Below are 18,950 nucleotides of genomic sequence, written 5' to 3' on the forward strand. Positions count from 1 at the left end.
ATGGCTTCGATTCGCAATCACATTTATCAGACATTGTTCGCTGCCTTGCAGGGCGGTGGTGGGATGGTCCCGAAGGAAACGATCATCGCACAGTGCCGATCGGCCGGGTACGATGAAGATGCTGTACGAGCTGAACTGGACTCGCTCGTTGCGGCAGGCGATTTGTGTACTGCCGACGGGCACGTTGCACCAGCAACGGAACCGAGCGATGAGCCGCTTGCAATAGAGACACATCGCGGTGACGAGTCGACGCCGTGGCAGTTCGCCGTGACACAAACAATGGATGAGCTTGTAATTGAGCAGGCTCGTGGTCCGCCGGAGAAGTTCGACCCGGTGGAGAAGCGGTTCACGATCGACGAGGAACCCGTGGGTGATGACCCGATCGAGTTCCACCATGCGGTGAGTCGGCGAGTATGGCAGGAAGACCCGGAGCAACCGCACGTGAAGTCCCAACGGAGCGAAGGGCACATCATCGAGTTGTTCTACCGAGATGCGGACGGCCGGCATTTGGATCGACCAGACCCTGACGAGAACGAGGACGGAATTCCAGAAGCCGTGGAATTCGAACCAACCGACCACCCTGGAATCACCGCGTCGTCGACGTTTCTTCGCGCTGAAGACGGAGATGACCTGAAATTCACGGAGGAACGCGAGTATCGCATCACGAACGAGATCCTGGACGCCTACGCTGAAGTGTACGTGCTCTCTTACTACGAGGTCAATGAAGAATCGACGGAGCAAGCGTTATGGGACGTAGATGATGCGGTTGCGTACAGGCTTGTGCCCGGGTCGGACTAGCAACACTGCCTGTTCGAACGGAGCCGGCAAGACTCATTCCCACACGTGTTCGTACTGGCAGACGGCCTGGAAGTAACTTGGTTCGTCGACGACTGGTCGGGGGATGACGCCGCCGTCGAAGTCGCTTAGCTGTCCGAGGTGGATTGGGAAGTGCCCGGTAGAGGGATCGTCGTCACCGCTGGTGGCGACAAGTCGTCGGTTGACGAGGCGGAGCGTGGCTGTATCGTCCTCTTTTTCGGCTGTTTGTTGCCACTTTTTGATCGCGTTCCGAACGGCGGATTGCTTCGCTGGTGCGATATCGTTTTTCGGGACGTTCACCCATACGTGGGCGTTTTCTGTGACGTATAGTCGGCCGGCTGTTCCGCGGTATTTTTGATACTCAGCGACGAGCTCTGGATGGTCGAACGCCGAGTCGAACCGGTAGTCTTTCCATTTCCAGAACAGTGTCCCGTCTTGGCTGACGCTCCAGCGTTCCCCGTGGTGGAACGGGAATCCTTTCCACACCTTGATATTGTTCTGCCGTGGTGTGAGCGGGTCTGAGTCGACTTCATCAAAGTCGAGGGTTCCTGAGAATTTCCCGACGTACACGGGAATCCACCCCGTGCTGACGGGCGCTTCATCCACGTGTTTGTAGTCGTCTGCTTTGACTTTCGTGAGGACTTCGTTGTCAGCGGTGACTCGGAAACTCCCGTACCCGCCGCTTTTCCCGAGGAGCACGAGCGCACGACGCAACCCGTCTGGTGGGTCTGTGAAAATCGCCAGATCCCGTTGTTCCCATTTGAGCACGGCGTCGTCGAAGTCGTCGTTAGTGACGAGGCTGTATTTTGAACCACGATACGCGGACGGCCATGGTTTCCCGGGTTGCAGTGTGACTGATTGCTGATTTTCCAACGGAACGCTGGTCGACTCTTCTTTTAATTTTGCCGTCATTCTAACTCTCCCGTATAGTCAATCCCTACCGTGTCCAGGGCATTAGCCAGCGAACCGAACTCTTTCTGATAATATTCGACCGGGTATGAACCATGTGTTCGAATATCGTTCCACGACATCAATTCATCCGCGTCTTTTTTCGCGTCTAAGAGATCGAACACCAGCTCTTTGCGATCAATATCAGCATACGTAACCAGTTCCTCATCGGAACTGCTCGACGCCTCGGTGACCTCAGTATCTTCATCACCGGAGCTATTCGATGTCTTACTGGCCGTCTCCGAAACTTCGTAAGCAGAGCTGCTCGATATTTTGCTTCCCCTCTCTGTATCTTCGTCATCGGAGCTACTCGATGTCTCGCTGCCTGTCTCTGTGCCTTCATCATCTGCCGACTTCGACTGCTGCTTGTCGTCTTTGATATCATCGACAAACCGATCGAATGCGTCGAAGTCACCGTCTTCGCCAGGGTCTGCGTACAATGTCCCGGTTTCACCGGTGGGAGATTGAGTGCCGCCAAGCGGGTCGTCTCGAGCGGTCGCCCGCCCCGGACCGGTTCCCTCTTGACCCCGGTCCCCACCCGTCGGTCCATCTGTAACGGGTGGGTCCCCCTCCTCGGCATGCGTGGTGAGTGATTCGATATCGAACGCCCGATTGATTTCGAGCGGGTCGGCTGATTTTCGGGGTTTTGGAATCGGTGGGAGTTCGACGAGATCTGTCAGCGGCCCGTCGTGGGATTCCCCGTCTTCGAGTACCGTACCGACGGCATCCATCGGAATCCTGGCTCGACGGAGCCATTCTTCCACGTGGCCCGCATCGAAACAGTGGATGTCGTGTTCGCCGGCCAGATCAAGGGTTTCGTCAGTGAACGCCCGATTAGTGACGATTGCCAGCTTGGACGGGCTTCTGACGTCGTCCGGCACGACTGTCCCGTCGAGTAAGGCATTGACGTGGCTGATATCGATCGTCCCTGACGGAAATGGGACGATGCGGAACGCGACAGTCATGTGCTGTCGATGCCACACGAGATCCGTTTCTACTTGCGTGGCTCCCGGCGGTCGTACCGTGTTCCCGTCAAACTGTTCGAGTGCAAGCCCGAGAAGTCGAGCTGCTTCACGGTTCGAGACGTACTCTAAGTCACCGACTGCGAGTCGTTTAGTTACACTATCTCGTGGCTCTGCGTCCGTGGCTTCGGGTTGCGTGAGGTCAATGTCCGTCGTTGAGTCGTTCTCAGCAGCGGAGATGCTCTCGACGATGCGTTGGACACGCGATGGCGGGATGTCTTCAAACTCACGTTCGGCCAGATACCCCGCGATACGGCCTATCCCGATATTGTTCTGCTTCCCATCAGCGACAGTTGCACGGACGTCATCCGGGTCATACCAGGAAAAGGATTCCTCGCTGTCGCTCATAATCGCCCTCCGGAGAGCCGGGCAAGCAGCCCGGTTCTGTACTGCTCGACGATGTCACCGGTGTCCCGCTCAAGCACGACGATCTCGTTCGATCGCACGAGCCGCTTTCCGTAGACAACGACGTACGACGAGTTGATGCTGATTAGCATGGAACGGAAAGTGACGGAGTCCGGAAGTTGGTCTTCAACATTAGACTGTAGTGAGTCGTTTTCAGCTAACGCGTGGCAGGTGCGGCATTCACTGTCATCCACAGCAGCTGTGGCGATGGATTGCCGGCACGTGCTACAGGTCGTTTGATGCTGTTCGCACACTGCCGATTCCAGAATCGGGTCCATGTGCGCGTGTTCGGAGCATAGGTTCGCTTCGTCAATGACACACGTTTGCAGGTGGTTCTGGCACCGGGGCTGCTCGTGGCCGGTCTCGTCTTGACAGACACTGCAGGAGCCGATGTGCTCGTGGCAGTGCCGGTCCTCGTCGTCGACGCACTCAGTGCTGTCTGCCGTGCAGACTGCGTTGTTACAGGTACCACAACGGGAGTGATGGTCTGCACAGAAACTTTCCGTACAGTGGATACAGTCCGCACTGTCTGAGATGCACACTGTTTCACCGCATGATTCGCAGGTTTCTCGGTCGGTCTGGCAGATGAGGTCGCCGCAGTTGTGGCATTCCTCTAAATGGTCTGTGCAGAACGTGAAGTCACATTCTGCACAGGTAGCTGAGTGCGTGACACAATGGGGTTCATCGCAACCGAGACAGTCCGCAGTGTGGGTTTCACAATGCGGCTCGTCACACGTGGTACACATCGTTGCGTCGTCGTCACAGAGGAGATCGCCGCAATCGGCACAGGTCTTGACGTGGTCGTCGCAGACGCCCGAACCACACGTGTCACAGGCAATGATGTGCGATGCACAGTGTGGTTGTGCGTCGACGGTACACGTGGTTTGATCGGTCTGGCAGAGCACCTCGCCACACGTAGCACAGTCAGCGCGGTCATCCTGACAGACGTGTTCGCCACATCGACTGCAGGGTTCCAGATGGTCAGGGGTGAACAGACTGCCGCAGTCAATACATTCCGCTGCATGGTCCAGACAACGGACTTCGTCAGTGTCATCGGCAACGACGGAGTGAGCCGGGCAAAACGCGTTGTCACAGACGGTACAGACCTGGTTATGCTCGGCGCAAACAGTGTCACCAGTGTGGGTGCAGGTGTCTTGGTGGTGGTGGCAAACGACGCCATCGCAGTACGCACAATCGGTCACGAGGTTGAGACAGTAGGTTTCGTCGCACTGAGTGCACGCCTCGACGTGCGTATCGCAGAGAACGTCGTCGTGGTCTGTACACCGGGACTGGTCAGCCGGGCAGAGGACGTCCCCACACGTTACGCACGTGTCGCTGTGGTCCGGGCACAGGGCCTTCTCGCACGTGTCACACGTCTCGGCGTGCGTATCGCAGGTGACCGCGTCACAGATGGCGCATTCTATCCGGTCGGTTTCACAAATATCGTCACCGCACGTGGTGCACGATTCGAGATGGTCAGTACAGAACGGTTCGTCACACAGATCACACTGGTCAGTGTGAGTTGGGCAAGCGACATCGTCACACTCGGTGCAGGTCGCGGAGTCATCAGTGCAGACGATGTCATCACAGATTCGACAGTCCCCGCGGTCAGTCTCGCAAATCTCCTGCCCGCACGTGTCACACGACGCTAAGTGTCGCGTCCCGAAGGAATCAGCGCAAATCTCACACTCGCTGCTGTGGGTCTCACAGAGTTTTTCGCTGCAACTGGCGCAGTCGGTAGTGTGGTCATCGCAGATAATTTCGCCACACGTCCCGCACGTCGTCGAATCGGATTCGCAGACCTGTCGATCACACGTCGTACACGTTACTAAGTGTCGCGTGCCGAACGAGTCAGCGCAAATCTCGCATTCGTGGCTATGCGTAGCGCATAGCGCGCCACTGCACCCACCACAGTCAATAGCGTGGTCCGTACAAACCGTCTCCCCACAGGCATGGCAGGTCGTTGAGTCCGTCGCGCACACACTGCGGTCACAGGTGGTACACGTCGAGAGGTGAGCGGCCCCGAATTGATTCGCGCAGATCTCACACGGGTCGACCGATTCAGCGCAGTGATACCCACCACAGCCGTCACAGGCGATGGCGTCGTCGTGACAACGCGTATCACCGCACGTCTCACAGGTCACGCGGTCGTCAGGGCAAATCTCGATCTCACACGCAGTACAGGACCGGAGGTGATCGTCACAAATCGTGTCTGCGCACTCGGCACAGGTGTCGGAATGTGAGTCACAGTGCAGGTCGCCGTCGACACGGCATCGGTGGAGTTGTGAGTCAGCATGGAAAGCCCCGCAGCTGGTACAGTCTTCACCGCAGGCTAAACACGTGGTTTGGCCAGACTCCTCACATATTTCGGTGTGGTTGCTACACACTGCTCGGCCGCATTCTTCGCAGACTGACCCGCACTGATGACATTCCACGCAGCCACACAGTTCGCAGGCCGCGACCGGTGTGTCACAGTCCGGACAGCCCGTTGCACCACACTCCTCGCAAACGTTGATACAACCGGCACAAACAGTGCTCTCGCACTCACAGACTTGTGGCCGAGTTTCTCGGTCAAAAGACGTTTCACAGGTCGCACAACCAAAGTGAAGCGTCTCCCCTGTAGCAGGTGCGTAGCGAGCCACCGCCGTACCAGTGCGGTCACCGTCGTCAATCGAGAGTTTGAGGCTGCCGACATCGTGGGAAAGCAGCGTCATCCCTACCAGGGAGACGTTGATGTTGACATCGTGCCGGCCGACCATGTCCTCGATTTCGTTTCGCTCGCGTTTATCGAACGATTTCCGACGCTGGCGAAGCGCGCTACCATGAAGCTCGTCTGCGAGTTCTTCCCGTCGCTGGTCGTACAGGTCGCTGATTTCGTCCGCCCGTGTCGATGCGGCTTCAGTGGCCTCGTCAAGTAATTCAGCCGCGTCATCTTCGATGCGTTGTTCGATCTCTTGAACGGCCAAGTCATACCGCTTTTTTATAACGTCGTCAGACGGGTCAATATCGGTTTCTTCGTGTGTTCTGCTGAGTGTACTTGTGTGAGCTAAGAGCCGTTCAGTCAGCTCTGGTTGGGAACTCCCGTTTGCTAAGTCGAGCGTGACGGTTTCGAATCGCTCCCGGTGGAACGATGAGACACTCTCCATCTCGACCAGAAAGTGAAATGCGATGGCGTCAGCGGTCTGTTCAGGGTTGAATTCGTCAATCCTCGCTGTCGTTTCGGAGACGTCGAGAACGTCGGGGAGCGTGACCTGCATATCGGCCGCTGTGAGGTACAGGTGCCCGACAGAGATTTCCTGTTTTACCAATTCAAGTAATTGGTTGAACGCGAGGGAGCCGGGCTGGACGAGGATCTCGTCTCGTCCCGGTTCCTGGTCTTTGGGGTCAAACACGACAGCGACCTCCGGGGATTCTGCTAGATTACGGAGCGGGTCCGGCAGTGTGACGTGCCATGTATCAGCATTTCGCCGATTTACCTCGCCACCGTATGCCTCAATCGTTGTCGCAGTGAACCGACGGACTTCGAGCCGATTGAGTGTACTGACGTCGTCAACGCTCATGCGTTCTCACCGAACTCGAAGCCGTCGAACACGCCGCGGTTGAAATCGTTCATTTTCTCCGCGGCTTCCGTGTTCTCTTCGAGGTCAACCGCCATGTCCTCGAAGTTGTTTTCGAGTTCGACTTTGGAATCAGCGTGGCGTAATTGGTCGAATACTTCGCGTTCGAAGTCAGACCCGGACTTTTCCATGCGGGAGAGGATATCTCGGAGGCCTCCGATGGACTGGTTGAACAGATCGATTTTCCCGAACAGTTTGTTCAGGACGTGTTCCTCGATCGTGTCTTCCAAGGCCATGTTGAACACGTGGACCTCACGGTCCTGTCCAATACGGTCAACGCGGCCGATCCGTTGTTCGACTTTCATCGGATTCCACGGCAAGTCATAATTCACTAACACGTTGCAGAACTGCATATTCCGCCCCTCACTGATCGAGTCCGTAGCCACCATGATGCCGCCCTCGTCTTTGAACTGCGCCACTTTGCGTTCTTTCGCCTTGCTGGAGAGATCGCCGTTCACAATGTGGACCGGGAGATCTAATCCGCGGATACTGTCCGCGATGGCGTCTTGGGTCGGCCGGAACTGCGTGAACACGATCGCTCTGGTCGTCCCGATTTGATCCTGAATCGTCTCGATGATATGCCGGAGCCGTTGCTGCTTGGTCGTCCGGTCGATATCGTCGATAATCGACTGAATATCCCGTAGCGCGTTCCGTTCACTCGTCGAGATGATTTTGTCTTTGTCAGCCAACCAGTTGTCAATCGTCTTATCAACCGCGTACGGACTGGAAACGACTTCTTTCTGTAAGGTGAACAGCACCAGGTGGCGAGCATCGGCACTGGAGTAGTTCGACCGGACATACTCCGTAACAGCGTCGTACAACTCCGTTTCCGCTGCCGACGGCTCAAAGACGTTCGTGTGGACGTTCCGGTTCGTGAAGTCGATTTTCGTCTCTTCACGCCGGTTCCGGATCATCACACGGTTGAGTTTCTCTTGTAGTTCCTCGCTGCGCTTGATTTGGGCATCGTCACTATCGACGACGTACCGATTATCGAACTGTTGTCTGGTCCCAAGCATCCCCGGTCGAATGAGATCGATGATGTTGTAGAGATCAGAAATATCGTTTTGAATCGGTGTCGCGGTCGCAAAGAACGCCTCCCCGTAGCTAAGCTCGTCCATGAGTTCATATCGCATCGTATCGGCGTTCCGGACGTAGTGTGCCTCGTCGAGAACAGCCACGTCCCATCGGCGTGAGAGGACATCGTCTCTATTGGTTTTCGACTTGGCAGTGTCGACACTCGCTATGATCTTATCATGTGCATCGAACCCGCGGAACTCCTCGTCGTAATTACAGACAAAATCTAGTCCGAACTTCTCGTTCAATTCTTTCTGCCATTGTGGGGCCAGCTGTGCCGGGGTCAAGATGAGGAAGCTGTCCCGGGTGTCTCGGAAATCCATCTCTTTGAGAACCATCCCGACCTCTATGGTCTTCCCGAGTCCAACCTCGTCGGCGAACAGCGCCCCGCCACTCATTTTGAACAGGGCACGGTGAGCGGCTTGCAGTTGGTGGTCCAGCAGTTTGATCCGATCTTTGATTTCCTCAACGGACAGTAGCTCCTGTTGCCCTTGCGCGATCTCGAATTCACGAGCTTGCACGTTGAGGAGATGGCTTGTCACGTTCGCAGTGTCGGCCGAAAGCGCCTCTACTGCACTTGAAGGTTCGTCAATAGAATATGAGAGCTCCGGTGCGGTTCCGGATTTCGACACCTCTTGTGACATCTACACGTACAATTTGGTACGTAGATGATAAACACCACGTTGCTCTTTCATGGTATGATAATGGCACCGGGAGGGTAGATATCCCAATTCGGCGTTCGCGGTATCTTGCCAATTCTGTCGTCAGACATATATCTCGGGCTGTGAATACATCATGAAACGGTCCCTCTGACCGTCACCAGCTACCGATGACATCGAGACACGATCCCGGCGACAGATGGACTGAGCATTATCGCGGCTATCGACTTCGGACGAACCCTGACGGCGATGTCTGGTGGCAAGCCTACCAGGGAACTGATCGACTGTACCTAGAGCCTGCTCCTGAAGACCTCGTAGAGTCACTGCTCGAACTCAAACGCCTCGGTGGCCGTATTCGGATTACCGAGGGTGCTGATGTACTCACACGGGCAGAAAATGACGACGAGTACGAAACGTACTGGATCGGGTCGTTTGATCTTGACGGAGAATTAGTCCCGCCTGAGGACCCGGAGTTCAGTGTACCAGTACAGCCTGACGGCTTGGAACCCGGTGATTTCTGGCCAAGTGTGTATGACGGCGCGAAATACTCGTTTGGGGCCGGTGTCGAGCGAATTTGGTGGGACAATCCACAGACGCATAAGCGACATCCAGTCCAAGAGTCCCTCTCGCAGGAGTTGGTGACAACGTTGTCACGGTACAAGCCACAGGGAGGATCCTTGCGGGTCACACCGTGGAACGATGTGCTGACACTCGTGGACCTGGATAAACTCCCGTCACAGACCAGAGAGGAGTTCGATTCGCTCCCGCGAGTGGTGAAGAACCTCATCGCGCTTCGCCGTGACCGTGGCGGCGTGCAGAAACTACCAATATATGCCGGGCAAGTGAATGAGACGCCGTTCTCCATCGACGACCCGCCATCGCTGACCGATCCGTTCGAGAACGAAAGTGATGGCGTCGACAGTTGGCTTGATTCCCTCGGCGAAACGTCACAGACAGAAGTCGATAACCACACCGTGGACAACACAGACACCGATCAAGAGGGTGAGAGCAGCCAAGATGTCGATATTCCCGACGATGACCCGATCGACTGGTAATATATGGGGCGACGCTTTCCACCACCACTGTTCGGCGTCGAAGAGACTGCGGACCGGGCACGGTGTTTCGTCGATATTGCGAGGGCTTCGTCCGATCCAATCGAGAAACCGGAATTCGTTCGACGCGCTCGTGCACAACTGCTGAAACCTGATGGGGAACCGTATTCAGAACAGTATCTTCAGCGCATCGTATCGACGTACGTTCAGCTCGGTGTCCTTCGACAGACTTCCGACGGCGTCACGGTGTACGAATTTGCGCACGACTGGCGGTCGAACGACATCGACTTCGAGACGTTTCTCTGGTATGCCGTCAAGCAATCATGGGCGCTAGAAGGGTCGTTTCCGGAAGGAATCGAGGGACTGTACAATGTCCACCACGTGGTCAAGGAAGCCAGCGAGCCGCTGCGTCAAGGCGTTATCCGGTCGCGCCTCGGTGAAAAATACGGATACGAATTCAACGAGGAGGGGATTCGTGGCTACCCGTTGTTGTTGGAGAGTATGGGAGCATTGCGAAACGGCGAAAATGGGTACGAAACGACGGACCCGGACAGATTCAGTGAGCGGTTCCGCAACGCCGACATCTTGTGGCAGTTCGAACAGTGGCTCAAACGGGAAGGGCCGAACACATCACCGCCATCGGATCGGGTGAAACGTGACCTGGCAAAATACTACATGTACCGTGAGTCCGGTGGCCACGGCCAACACCGGCAGTTGCTCGATACAGCGAGGCGAGAGTATCTGGACGAGTCTGTACTGTCAGATACATCGAAACCGAGACTCAAGCGGTCAGAAACGTATGTCAAGCAACGACGCCACCGTCGGGAACTTCGGGACTCAATCTGTGCGGACTTCGAATCGTTCACTCCGCAAGACCTCGCAGGTCTTTCGACAACAATTCTGGAACAGATAGCCGCGGCGGACACAGAGACCGCGGCAGTGCGCGCGAAAGCCAGCGCAGGTCGCGGGTTTTCACGAGCCACTATTGAAGCGATGGTGCCAGACCGGCAACCGTACACGTTCCCCGAGGCGTTCGAACTGTACGAGTGGCAAAAAGAAGCCGCGACGCAATGGTTCACTGGTGAGAAGACAGATTCGGAGCGTGGTATCGCACAGGTAGTGACTGGTGCGGGGAAGACAGTGATGGCGCTGGAAGTTTTGCGTCAGTGGCTCGCAAATCACCCGGACGGCGTAGCTACAGTTGTCGTTCCGACGAAAGTACTCATGCACCAGTGGCTGGAGGAACTCGCCGAGACACTCGGTGTCCCGTCCGACGATATCGGATGGCTAGGTGACGGGCACAAGGACGGGTTCGAAGATGGGTGTCGAGTCCTTGTCTCAATTGTCAATTCCGCAGTGAAAGACGACGCACTCTCAGAGACGTTGCAAGCCGCAGGTGTCAGTGAGCATCTCCTCATCGCCGACGAATGTCATCGCTACACTGGCGATACGTTCTCGAATGTGTTCGACTGTGATAGGACAGCCAGTTTAGGCCTGTCTGCGACCCCGCTATCCGATCCGACCGCTGACGAGCGCAGTCCGGAAGACGAGATGCTGGTCGCTAATCTCGGCGAGATCTATTACGAACTGTCGTACGACGAGGGACAACGCCGTGACCTGATACCTGACTTCCGGATTAATTACATCGGATTTGACCTCACCGACGCCGAGCAGATGGCGTATCAGCGGCTGACCGATGCAGTAGTAGACGCGGTAACGGACATCGAGCGGCAATACCAGAACCGCTTGTACGAACTCAGTGGGAGCTTCTCCCGGAAACTGCAAGTCATTCGGAACAACGCTGACAGGGCGACGCCTGCGATCTCGGACTACTTCAAATACACGCAGGAGCGACGGGAACTGGTGGCTGACGCCGTTGCTCGGCAAGCCGTAACGCTGGAACTGCTCTCAGAAAGTGTGGACAATGACCAGAAAGCGATTGTTTTCCAGGAACGAATCGAGCAGTTAGAGCGGATGGTCGCTCCGAGTGAAACACGGGGCCGTGACGTTCGAACAGGCGAACTCTCGGATACGGATGTCGACCGCGCACAACTCTACGAGCGATACCCGGCGCTGAAACGAATCGACAAGAAGCTGGAAGAACTGTTTTTCACTGCGAGTTATCGCCCCGTGATGTACCATTCGGGACATCGGAATAAGGCCTGGAACGATTTTGCTATCGAATGGTTCGGCGACGACGGGTTTGCAAACGTGATGCTGAGCGTCAAGGCGCTAATCGAAGGCGTCGACGTCCCATCTGCTGACGTGGGTATCGTACGTGTCTCATCAGGGAGTATTAGACAGCGTATCCAGACTCTCGGCCGTATCCTTCGGACGGGCGAAGATCCGGATAAGCAAGCAGAGTTGTTCGTTCTCTATGCGCGAGACACCGTCGATGCGAACATTTTCGAGCGATACGACTGGCGGGAGGAGCTCTCACAGGCAGAGGTCCGACATCTAACGTGGGAAACTGAAGAAGACGCGATTACCGGGCATCTCAGGCAAGCGACTGACAGCGAAATACCCGATCCCCCGGCGAGTCAAACGATTCCAGATCCCGAGGAACTAGCCCAAGGCGACCCGTATCCAGGACCAAGTGACGGGTTCGAATTCAGTGTCGATGCCGACGGTCGACCGTTCACCAGAAGTCGAGATGGGCGGAAATTTATCGAATCAGAAAGCTATCGGGACGTCGCCTCGTTCATCCATGCTGAGAAGGGAGGCGGGAGCGTAATCGTTAACGAAGCCAATCACGCAGTGACCTTCCTCGGTGAGTCGCTCGTCTTTGTCGGCGTCGTCGAAGACCCGACAGATATCGAATATCAACAGAGCTCTGGTGGTAGCTTGACCGATGAATCGGATTTCTCTCTCGATGAGATGGGCGGATAGCATGGAGTGTAGATTGCAAGCCAATCTTCGAGATTTTGTATAGATAGTAGAGTGCACACTACAAGTCTCTAGAGCTTTTCCGCCACCAGCTCAGCTATCTGTTCCGAGAGGAGATCGTTGATCTCTATTCCGTCTCTCTCGACAAGTCGTTCAAGCGCCATGGCTGTGGTTCCGCTGAGACTGATGGAGAATTCCTCTTCTGTGTCGGGGATCTCCAAGTGTGTGCGAATGGCGTCTTCGACGAAGGCATCTATCGATTTGTAATCAGCATCTTCTCCACACAGTGCTCTGATAAGTGTTCGCTGTGTCCCTGTGAGTTCAACCCGTACTGCTGAGGTGGACGTGCTCGTTACCGCTGAGGTTGCAGGGTCGATACCATCGACTGCCTGTTTGAGATGCGCTCCGACCAAACTCGCAACATCGTCGGATTGCTGGTCTGATACGAGGAATGCGATTGTAGAATCGATCTCGACCGTGATGTTCTCGGAGCCACTAGCGCCGGTAGTTTGCCGAGTGCTGTTCGCTGGCGATTTCTTCTCGGCGTCATCCGCGCGATGCTGGTTCGCCGCAACGTCGTTGTGCTCGGCCCGTTCGGAGACGAAGTTCCAGAACGTGTCGAATTCCGCTCTGAGCTCTGCGAGATCTTCTTCGGGAACGTACTGGATTTGCTCGGATGTTTCGTCGGCGGACACCGCGTTCCAGAACGTCTGCAGGTCGAGATTGATTTCGCTACCGGTCGTGCCGAGAAGAAGGTAGGGCCAGGGGCGGTCTGGACCGGCAACGCGAACACCATCGTCGTACTCGGCCCACAGGTCCGGTGTGGCGTTCCAATCGCGGACTGCCTGTTCGACAGTAAACGTGTAAACTCCTGTCTCCGTCTGACTCATGACGATGTCGCCGGTGTTGACGCGATTCCAGAGTGCCTGTTGCTCCTCCGGCATGCCGAGGACGTACCCGGAGTCCGCGTCAACCCCCTCGATGACGTTGATATTCTCTACCGGTGTTTCTACAGTCCGTGCGACGCCCTGAACGAGGGTGTCATCGGTTGGCGTTACGACAAGGACACCGACGTCTGTCTCATCGGTGTGATCGCTCGCCGCGGCTATGTCATTGAGCAGGTCCTTTGCAGTATCGACCCAATCAGGGCTGTGGTTCCGGACACCGAGTATGATTCCGTGCCGCGATTTGTTCCTCACGAGCGCATCGTTCGTTTCGAAAAACGTTCGCAAAACCGACTTGGCATCGTGCTGATCATCTAGATAGTAGACGGCTTCAGTCGCCCCGCCACCGTTATCAGTACTACCTTGGCCGCTAGTCATAACGAAGCGCCACATACCGTGTTTCCGATCGCTGACGCTTGATCCGAGAGGCATCTCTGAACTCGGTGTCGGACCATGTTCACGAAGATAGCGAACATTCTTCGTGGTGTCACGGTGTTCGGGCGGCTCTACCTCACTGAAATTATACTGTGTCGTCTCGGGGTCGATGCCGGCCGCCTCCAAGGCGAGTACGTACGAACCGAACACGAGTTCGTACGTCTCGATGTCATAGTCGCCGTGTTCAGCGATATGGTCACCGGTCGGAGACCGATCGATTTTGGACGCAACGCGCTGTAGATCTGCAACCAGCGTCTCCCGATCAACTCCCGGCGGTGAAATGTCGGCTGCAAGGCCCGCGGCTTCGAGCGCTCCATACCACGTGTCGAACGTCGAAACGTACTCTCTGACAGTCCCTTCACACTCCGCAGGGACAGTCGACACGGTGGGCGGGCCTGCCGCTTCTTTGTCCGCAGCTCGCAAATCTGCGAGGAGCTGCTCGCGGCTTACACCTGTCATGCCATGCCAGATGTGATACATAGCCGTAACTATTTTGCTGCGAAATTAGCCGGAAATCGTTTCTTGGCGTACTTACAACTGAAAATTGCGCGGGAAGGTTTTTGTATTGTACTAACATCCTGTCGAGTAGTCTAAATTAGCGCGGTATACGAAAGCATACGGGACACACCACACAGATGCCAGGTAACGACCCACTTCAGTCACGGGACGATCACACGACACCGTCCGAACAGTTCAGGAAAGATAGGCTCGAACGTGACGAGATTGACCCGACGACGTATCCGGCACAGGTCGACCGAGCTGCTGCTGATATTCTTCGTGGTATCGCTGTCGGGGCAACTGATGACCCGACAGACATCGGTGGGACAATCGATAAGTTCAATTTCGATTCGGCGACGGGCCAATTCTACACTGAGGGGTTGATCGAGATCGCTGGCGAGGATTCCCCGCTTGCAGCGAACCTCCGCGAATACGATTATGAGACAATCGGAGACTTGGCGTTCCAGCTCAATTCGCTGCGGCATACGCTCCGCGAGACCGGCAGTTCGATGGATATCGACCGGGCGTTGGAAGCGTTACTCGAAAAGACGGCGGCGGCAGCAATCGAACGAAGCGTCAAGTCGGGTGGGAACGACGGAGCCGGGCTCCGGGCACTACGCGACACTGACTCTGTGAGTGATCTAACGGCTCGGTTGTTTTCGGACCCGCGTGTCGATGCGTATGCACAGGCGCTCGTCGATCAAATACCGGCTTCGGACACTGAGTCTGCCGAACTGGTCGAGCAATTAGACGAAGCTCGGATGACTACGCCGCTGTGGAATCATCAACGAGAGGCGCTGGAGCGGTGGCACGCCAATCAACAGCGGGGATACGTCGACATGGCGACGGCAACGGGCAAAACAGTGCTTGGGCTCGCAGCAATCGCATTGCGATACGGGTCGTTACATCCGACAGATACGTCGGAAGCACCGGAACTGAGAGATACTAGTGACATCCCTGCAGCCGCGACTCGCCCTCGCGTGCTGATTGTGGCCGGCACGGAGCTGTTGCTCGGTCAGTGGCGTGCGGAGTTAGACGAACATCTCGATATCCCGCGTGACCGTACCGAACCGGTTTCGGATGATGATCGGATGATCGAGCTCTCGTGGGGAGATATCGAGTTTAGGACAGCACAGGGCCTCCTCGAAACAGCGGAGTTTACGCGGTATGACCTCGTGATTCTCGACGAAGCTCACCGGTACTCCAGTGGGAAGACTGATGGGCGCGGATGGGGGGACCTTTTCGAGGACTTGACAGCCGGAGCGGACGCGATTCTAGCGATGTCCGGGTCCGTCGACAGTGGCTGGACTGGTGACGAGACAGCTGAGAACGCCCTCGAACAACATCTGGATCAGTGTTATAAATTCGACGTCGCAAAAGCTCGCCGCGAAGGTGTGATCGCCGACTTCACCTGGCAGGTTCGATACTTGCCTGTGACGGGCGACCGCGTGGGCCGACTCGGGAGTCAAACTCGAATCACTTCGGCGAGCTACGATTCCGAAACCGGAACGATAGACGCTGATCGGCTGAACGTAGACGCGACAAAACTCCCCACGGACATCGTCGATTATAACGATTTGCGATCGTTCGTGCAATCGAACGACGGAGGCGACCTCAGATCTAGTTCAACACAGTTTGACGCGTTTGCGTCAGCGCTGCTCGCTCGCAAGCCACTCCGGTGGAACACGGCACCAGATTCGGAAGCCATCGCAGCGCTCGTCGCTGAACACGCCCCGGCGCAGAAAACGGTAGTCTTGGTCCGGTCGTACGATGCTGCGGCGGAACTCCGATCTATCTTGACAGAGCGACACGGTATCAGCGATGATGCAATCGTGGCGTTTACCGATTCCTCGGAGGACCGCCTGGAGAAAATCGAGCGGTTTAACGAGCTTTCGCAGGGCGTCATAATCGGTCCTGGCGATCTCCTCGGGACTGGTGTCGATATGCCGGACGCAGAGGTCGCGGTAAACGTCTCTCGCGGAGGGGTGAACGCGTCACTTGTCCAGCGCATCGGTCGAGTCCTTCGCAATCCGACAGGGGACAAAGAAGCGACGTTCTATCATTTAGTTGCCCAACCGCTTGAGACGGATGCAATAGATGCCGTTGAGGATGGTGCGCAACTGCTTGAACGTGCAGCGGAGTTCCGCGCGTTGGGTGACACCTTCCGCGAAGTGCCGAGCTACAAGGCACATGATGATGTGGCTTCGACGGTCGTCACCCTGGAGAACGAAGGGGTGAAATTGTTCGAGCGAATCGACGACGAAACGCAGTTAGTGACAGCTGACGAGGCGCACGAACACGTCCGCGCGCTCCAAGCGATGGTCTACGATGCGGCCGCAAACACCGACGACCCCACGGCCCGTGACCGACCGGTCCTGGAATCGTGGGGAGACGCCTCAACGGGAACTGGTCAAACCAGTGAGGAAACGTTCCCACAGCGAAATGCAGCGTACGAGCGGTATCGACTCTCACTTGGCCCGTACCGCGTTGCAAAGGCCGTCGCAACGCAGTACTACGACACGACCATTGATATTGAGGAACGGGACGGCCGTTACCACGTCGAATTCGAGGACGACGAGTTAGCTGGTACTGAGTATCACGAAGACTTCGAGCGGTGGCTCAATAGCTATCGGCAGTGGCGGGAACGCTGTGACAATCGTGACGGGAGTGGTGAACCGGGTTCGCTACCGCAGTACAAGAGTGAGTGGCCAGAGCCGCCAGGAGACAAAGGGGTAATGCTTCCACGTGAGGTCGTTGATGAAATCGGGATTTCGTACGCGGATGCTGACCCGATTTTCTTCCCATACGTCGATGGGGAGATGTATGCGTTACCGCTACCAGACGGCCAGTATTTGACTGTCGACGGGATAACCGAAAGCCCCGACGACCCGCCCGAGGAACCAACCAGCGAGGAAGACGCTGGATACACTATTGACGCGGTGTTGCTAGCCGCTGCCCGAGACCGCGACGAATCTCTCGACGAGACCCTCTCACAAGCGGTCACTGGTTTCCTGAAAGAAGCCATTGAGAAGGATAGCATCGCTAGTGAGGCAAGCGAATCCAACTCCCGGGCTGAGGTAGATGTCGAACTTTCAGATAGACATGAGCGGTTACTTCAGGCACTGGCTGAAGAAGAATCAGCAATCGATGGAGTCAGTGACCTACTCGATATCGCACTCCGACAAGAGTTGAAAGCAACTGTTGACAGTGTCACAATATCGCTGGACGGCGTGCTATCAGCGGCAGTCCGTTCGCAGATTGATGCGGACATATCGGTCGAAGACCATATCGAAAAAACACTCACCGAGGCTCTAGAACGCGATCTGAACTGATTCGCTGACGACAGAAGCGTTCTCAATCTTGTACAACTTGTTGGAATCGGGAGTCACACAGTTGCGTCCACATCAGTTGTAGCGAGTGCTTGCGCGAGGAGTTGCAAATCATCCCGGTATTCCAGTGTCTCAAGCCACCGGTCGGGAAGTGCGTCAGCTCCGAAGCGTGCACCTGCTAGCGCACCCGTGACTGCGCCGAGCGTGTCTGTGTCTCCGCCACGGTTCACTGACGCGACGATGGCCTCCTCAGCGGTGTCCGCCGTGAGTGCATCATAGAGGGACGTTTGAAGCGTGTGGATGACGTACCCGGTGTTCTGTAACTGGCCTTCGTCGACGAGGTCGGGGACAAGACGGATGGTCTCAACGAGTTCATCCGGAGCCTCGCCCTCGACGCGTTCTATTGCGTCAGTCAGTGGTTCATCGTTACCGTTGAGATAGCCAGCGATAATGTGGTTGAGAAGTACGCAGCCGTACTGACACCGCGGATCGTAGTGCGTGATGGCGGAAGATTGCTTACTGACACGTTCGAGTGAATCAGGATCGTCGGCGAACGCAATGGCGTGTGGGGCACACCGCATGATGCTGCCGTTCCCCGCGTTGGACCCTTCGGCGCGTCGTTGCCAGACTTCCCGACCGGCGTCTCGCCACGATGTCCCGGTCTGGTATTCGCTGATGGCGTCGGCGGTCATGAGGCCGACGTCAAACGGACCCTCGTCGTACCAAGCGGCGAAGCGGTCGGCAATATCTTCCCCGTCAAACGATGCTTGCTCGGCGAGACTCCGAGCGATACAGAGGGCAAGGTCGGTGTCGTCGGTTATCGTTCCGGCCGGCTTGCCGTGCGTGCCGTGGCCAACCATGTCGGTGAGCGTGTCGTGCTGCTCCGTAATCTGCCTGGCAGAACGGAACTCGACAGGTCGTCCTAGCGCATCCCCGCAGGCAAGACCGAGAAGCACGCCCGTAGCGGGATCTACCGAATCCATCATACGTCCTGTTGTGTACAACTGGCAGGGTCTTGTAGCCAGTGTGGCTCGCTGTGAAATCGTTGCGTTAGTTCAGGTATCGCTACCGCTCCGTCGCCCGGTTCTGATGTCTGTGGGTCACGTTTCGACCTCGTTTTCGAACCCATTGAGCTGTTCATCGATGTCATCGCGGTGATCTTGACTGAAGTTGTTTTTCCAGATGGCGCTGAATCGGTCGCTTTCGGCTTTGACTTTGTAACTGGTTACTATATGGTTTATATCCGATGGTGTGATTGATGCTAC

Annotated in this window: 12 protein-coding genes; 6 read left to right on the forward strand and 6 right to left on the reverse strand. The window is 56.2% G+C overall.

Annotation, left to right across the window (positions count from 1 at the left end):
- Positions 1-798: a hypothetical protein gene (locus NDI86_RS18325; protein WP_310901810.1), complete on the forward strand. Its 798-nt coding sequence runs from the start codon at positions 1-3 to the stop codon at positions 796-798.
- Between the two features lie 33 nt (positions 799-831).
- Here the strand turns inward: NDI86_RS18325 and NDI86_RS18330 are convergent, their stop codons facing one another.
- The 3 genes from NDI86_RS18330 to NDI86_RS18340 are packed head-to-tail and all read right to left on the reverse strand — an operon-like array spanning position 832 to position 3,283.
- The gene (locus NDI86_RS18330; RefSeq protein WP_310901811.1) at positions 832-1,728 is read right to left on the reverse strand and encodes a hypothetical protein; all 897 of its coding nucleotides are present in this window, start codon (positions 1,726-1,728) and stop codon (positions 832-834) included.
- Positions 1,725-3,134, reverse strand: coding sequence for a hypothetical protein (locus NDI86_RS18335; protein WP_310901812.1), 1,410 nt, complete (start codon positions 3,132-3,134; stop codon positions 1,725-1,727). The genes NDI86_RS18330 and NDI86_RS18335 overlap by 4 nt, the downstream gene beginning before the upstream one ends.
- Positions 3,131-3,283: a hypothetical protein gene (locus tag NDI86_RS18340; RefSeq protein ID WP_310901813.1), complete on the reverse strand. Its 153-nt coding sequence runs from the start codon at positions 3,281-3,283 to the stop codon at positions 3,131-3,133. The genes NDI86_RS18335 and NDI86_RS18340 overlap by 4 nt, the downstream gene beginning before the upstream one ends.
- 582 nt (positions 3,284-3,865) lie before the next feature.
- Here NDI86_RS18340 and NDI86_RS18345 point away from each other — a divergent pair.
- Together NDI86_RS18345 and NDI86_RS18350 are read left to right on the forward strand one after the other, a co-directional pair.
- Complete coding sequence (locus tag NDI86_RS18345) at positions 3,866-4,843, forward strand: hypothetical protein (protein ID WP_310901814.1); 978 nt, start codon at positions 3,866-3,868, stop codon at positions 4,841-4,843.
- A gap of 771 nt (positions 4,844-5,614) precedes the next feature.
- Positions 5,615-6,109 carry a hypothetical protein gene (locus tag NDI86_RS18350; protein WP_310901815.1) on the forward strand — a complete coding sequence of 165 codons (495 nt, stop codon included), beginning with the start codon at positions 5,615-5,617 and terminating at the stop codon, positions 6,107-6,109.
- A gap of 638 nt (positions 6,110-6,747) precedes the next feature.
- Here NDI86_RS18350 and NDI86_RS18355 read toward each other — a convergent pair.
- A complete protein-coding gene (locus tag NDI86_RS18355; protein ID WP_310901816.1) occupies positions 6,748-8,526 on the reverse strand; it encodes a DEAD/DEAH box helicase in 1,779 nt (592 codons plus the stop codon).
- 185 nt (positions 8,527-8,711) lie between these two features.
- On the opposite strand from NDI86_RS18355, the gene NDI86_RS18360 reads away from it, so the two are divergent.
- Together NDI86_RS18360 and NDI86_RS18365 are read left to right on the forward strand one after the other, a co-directional pair.
- Positions 8,712-9,596 carry a hypothetical protein gene (locus NDI86_RS18360; RefSeq protein WP_310901817.1) on the forward strand — a complete coding sequence of 295 codons (885 nt, stop codon included), beginning with the start codon at positions 8,712-8,714 and terminating at the stop codon, positions 9,594-9,596.
- A 3-nt stretch (positions 9,597-9,599) separates the two neighbouring features.
- Complete coding sequence (locus tag NDI86_RS18365) at positions 9,600-12,482, forward strand: DEAD/DEAH box helicase (protein WP_310901818.1); 2,883 nt, start codon at positions 9,600-9,602, stop codon at positions 12,480-12,482.
- A 68-nt stretch (positions 12,483-12,550) separates the two neighbouring features.
- Here NDI86_RS18365 and NDI86_RS18370 read toward each other — a convergent pair whose 3' ends face one another.
- Entirely contained in the window at positions 12,551-14,317 is a 1,767-nt protein-coding gene (locus NDI86_RS18370; RefSeq protein ID WP_310901819.1) for a homing endonuclease associated repeat-containing protein, read from the reverse strand.
- A 176-nt stretch (positions 14,318-14,493) separates the two neighbouring features.
- Here NDI86_RS18370 and NDI86_RS18375 point away from each other — a divergent pair, with 176 nt between their 5' ends.
- Positions 14,494-17,688, forward strand: coding sequence for a DEAD/DEAH box helicase (locus tag NDI86_RS18375; RefSeq protein ID WP_310901820.1), 3,195 nt, complete (start codon positions 14,494-14,496; stop codon positions 17,686-17,688).
- 53 nt (positions 17,689-17,741) lie between these two features.
- Here the strand turns inward: NDI86_RS18375 and NDI86_RS18380 are convergent, their stop codons facing one another.
- Complete coding sequence (locus tag NDI86_RS18380; protein ID WP_310901999.1) at positions 17,742-18,668, reverse strand: ADP-ribosylglycohydrolase family protein; 927 nt, start codon at positions 18,666-18,668, stop codon at positions 17,742-17,744.
- Positions 18,669-18,950 lie beyond the last annotated feature (282 nt).

Origin of the sequence: Haloarcula onubensis, assembly GCF_031624605.1 — an archaeon.
Taxonomy (GTDB): Archaea; Halobacteriota; Halobacteria; order Halobacteriales; family Haloarculaceae; genus Haloarcula; species Haloarcula onubensis.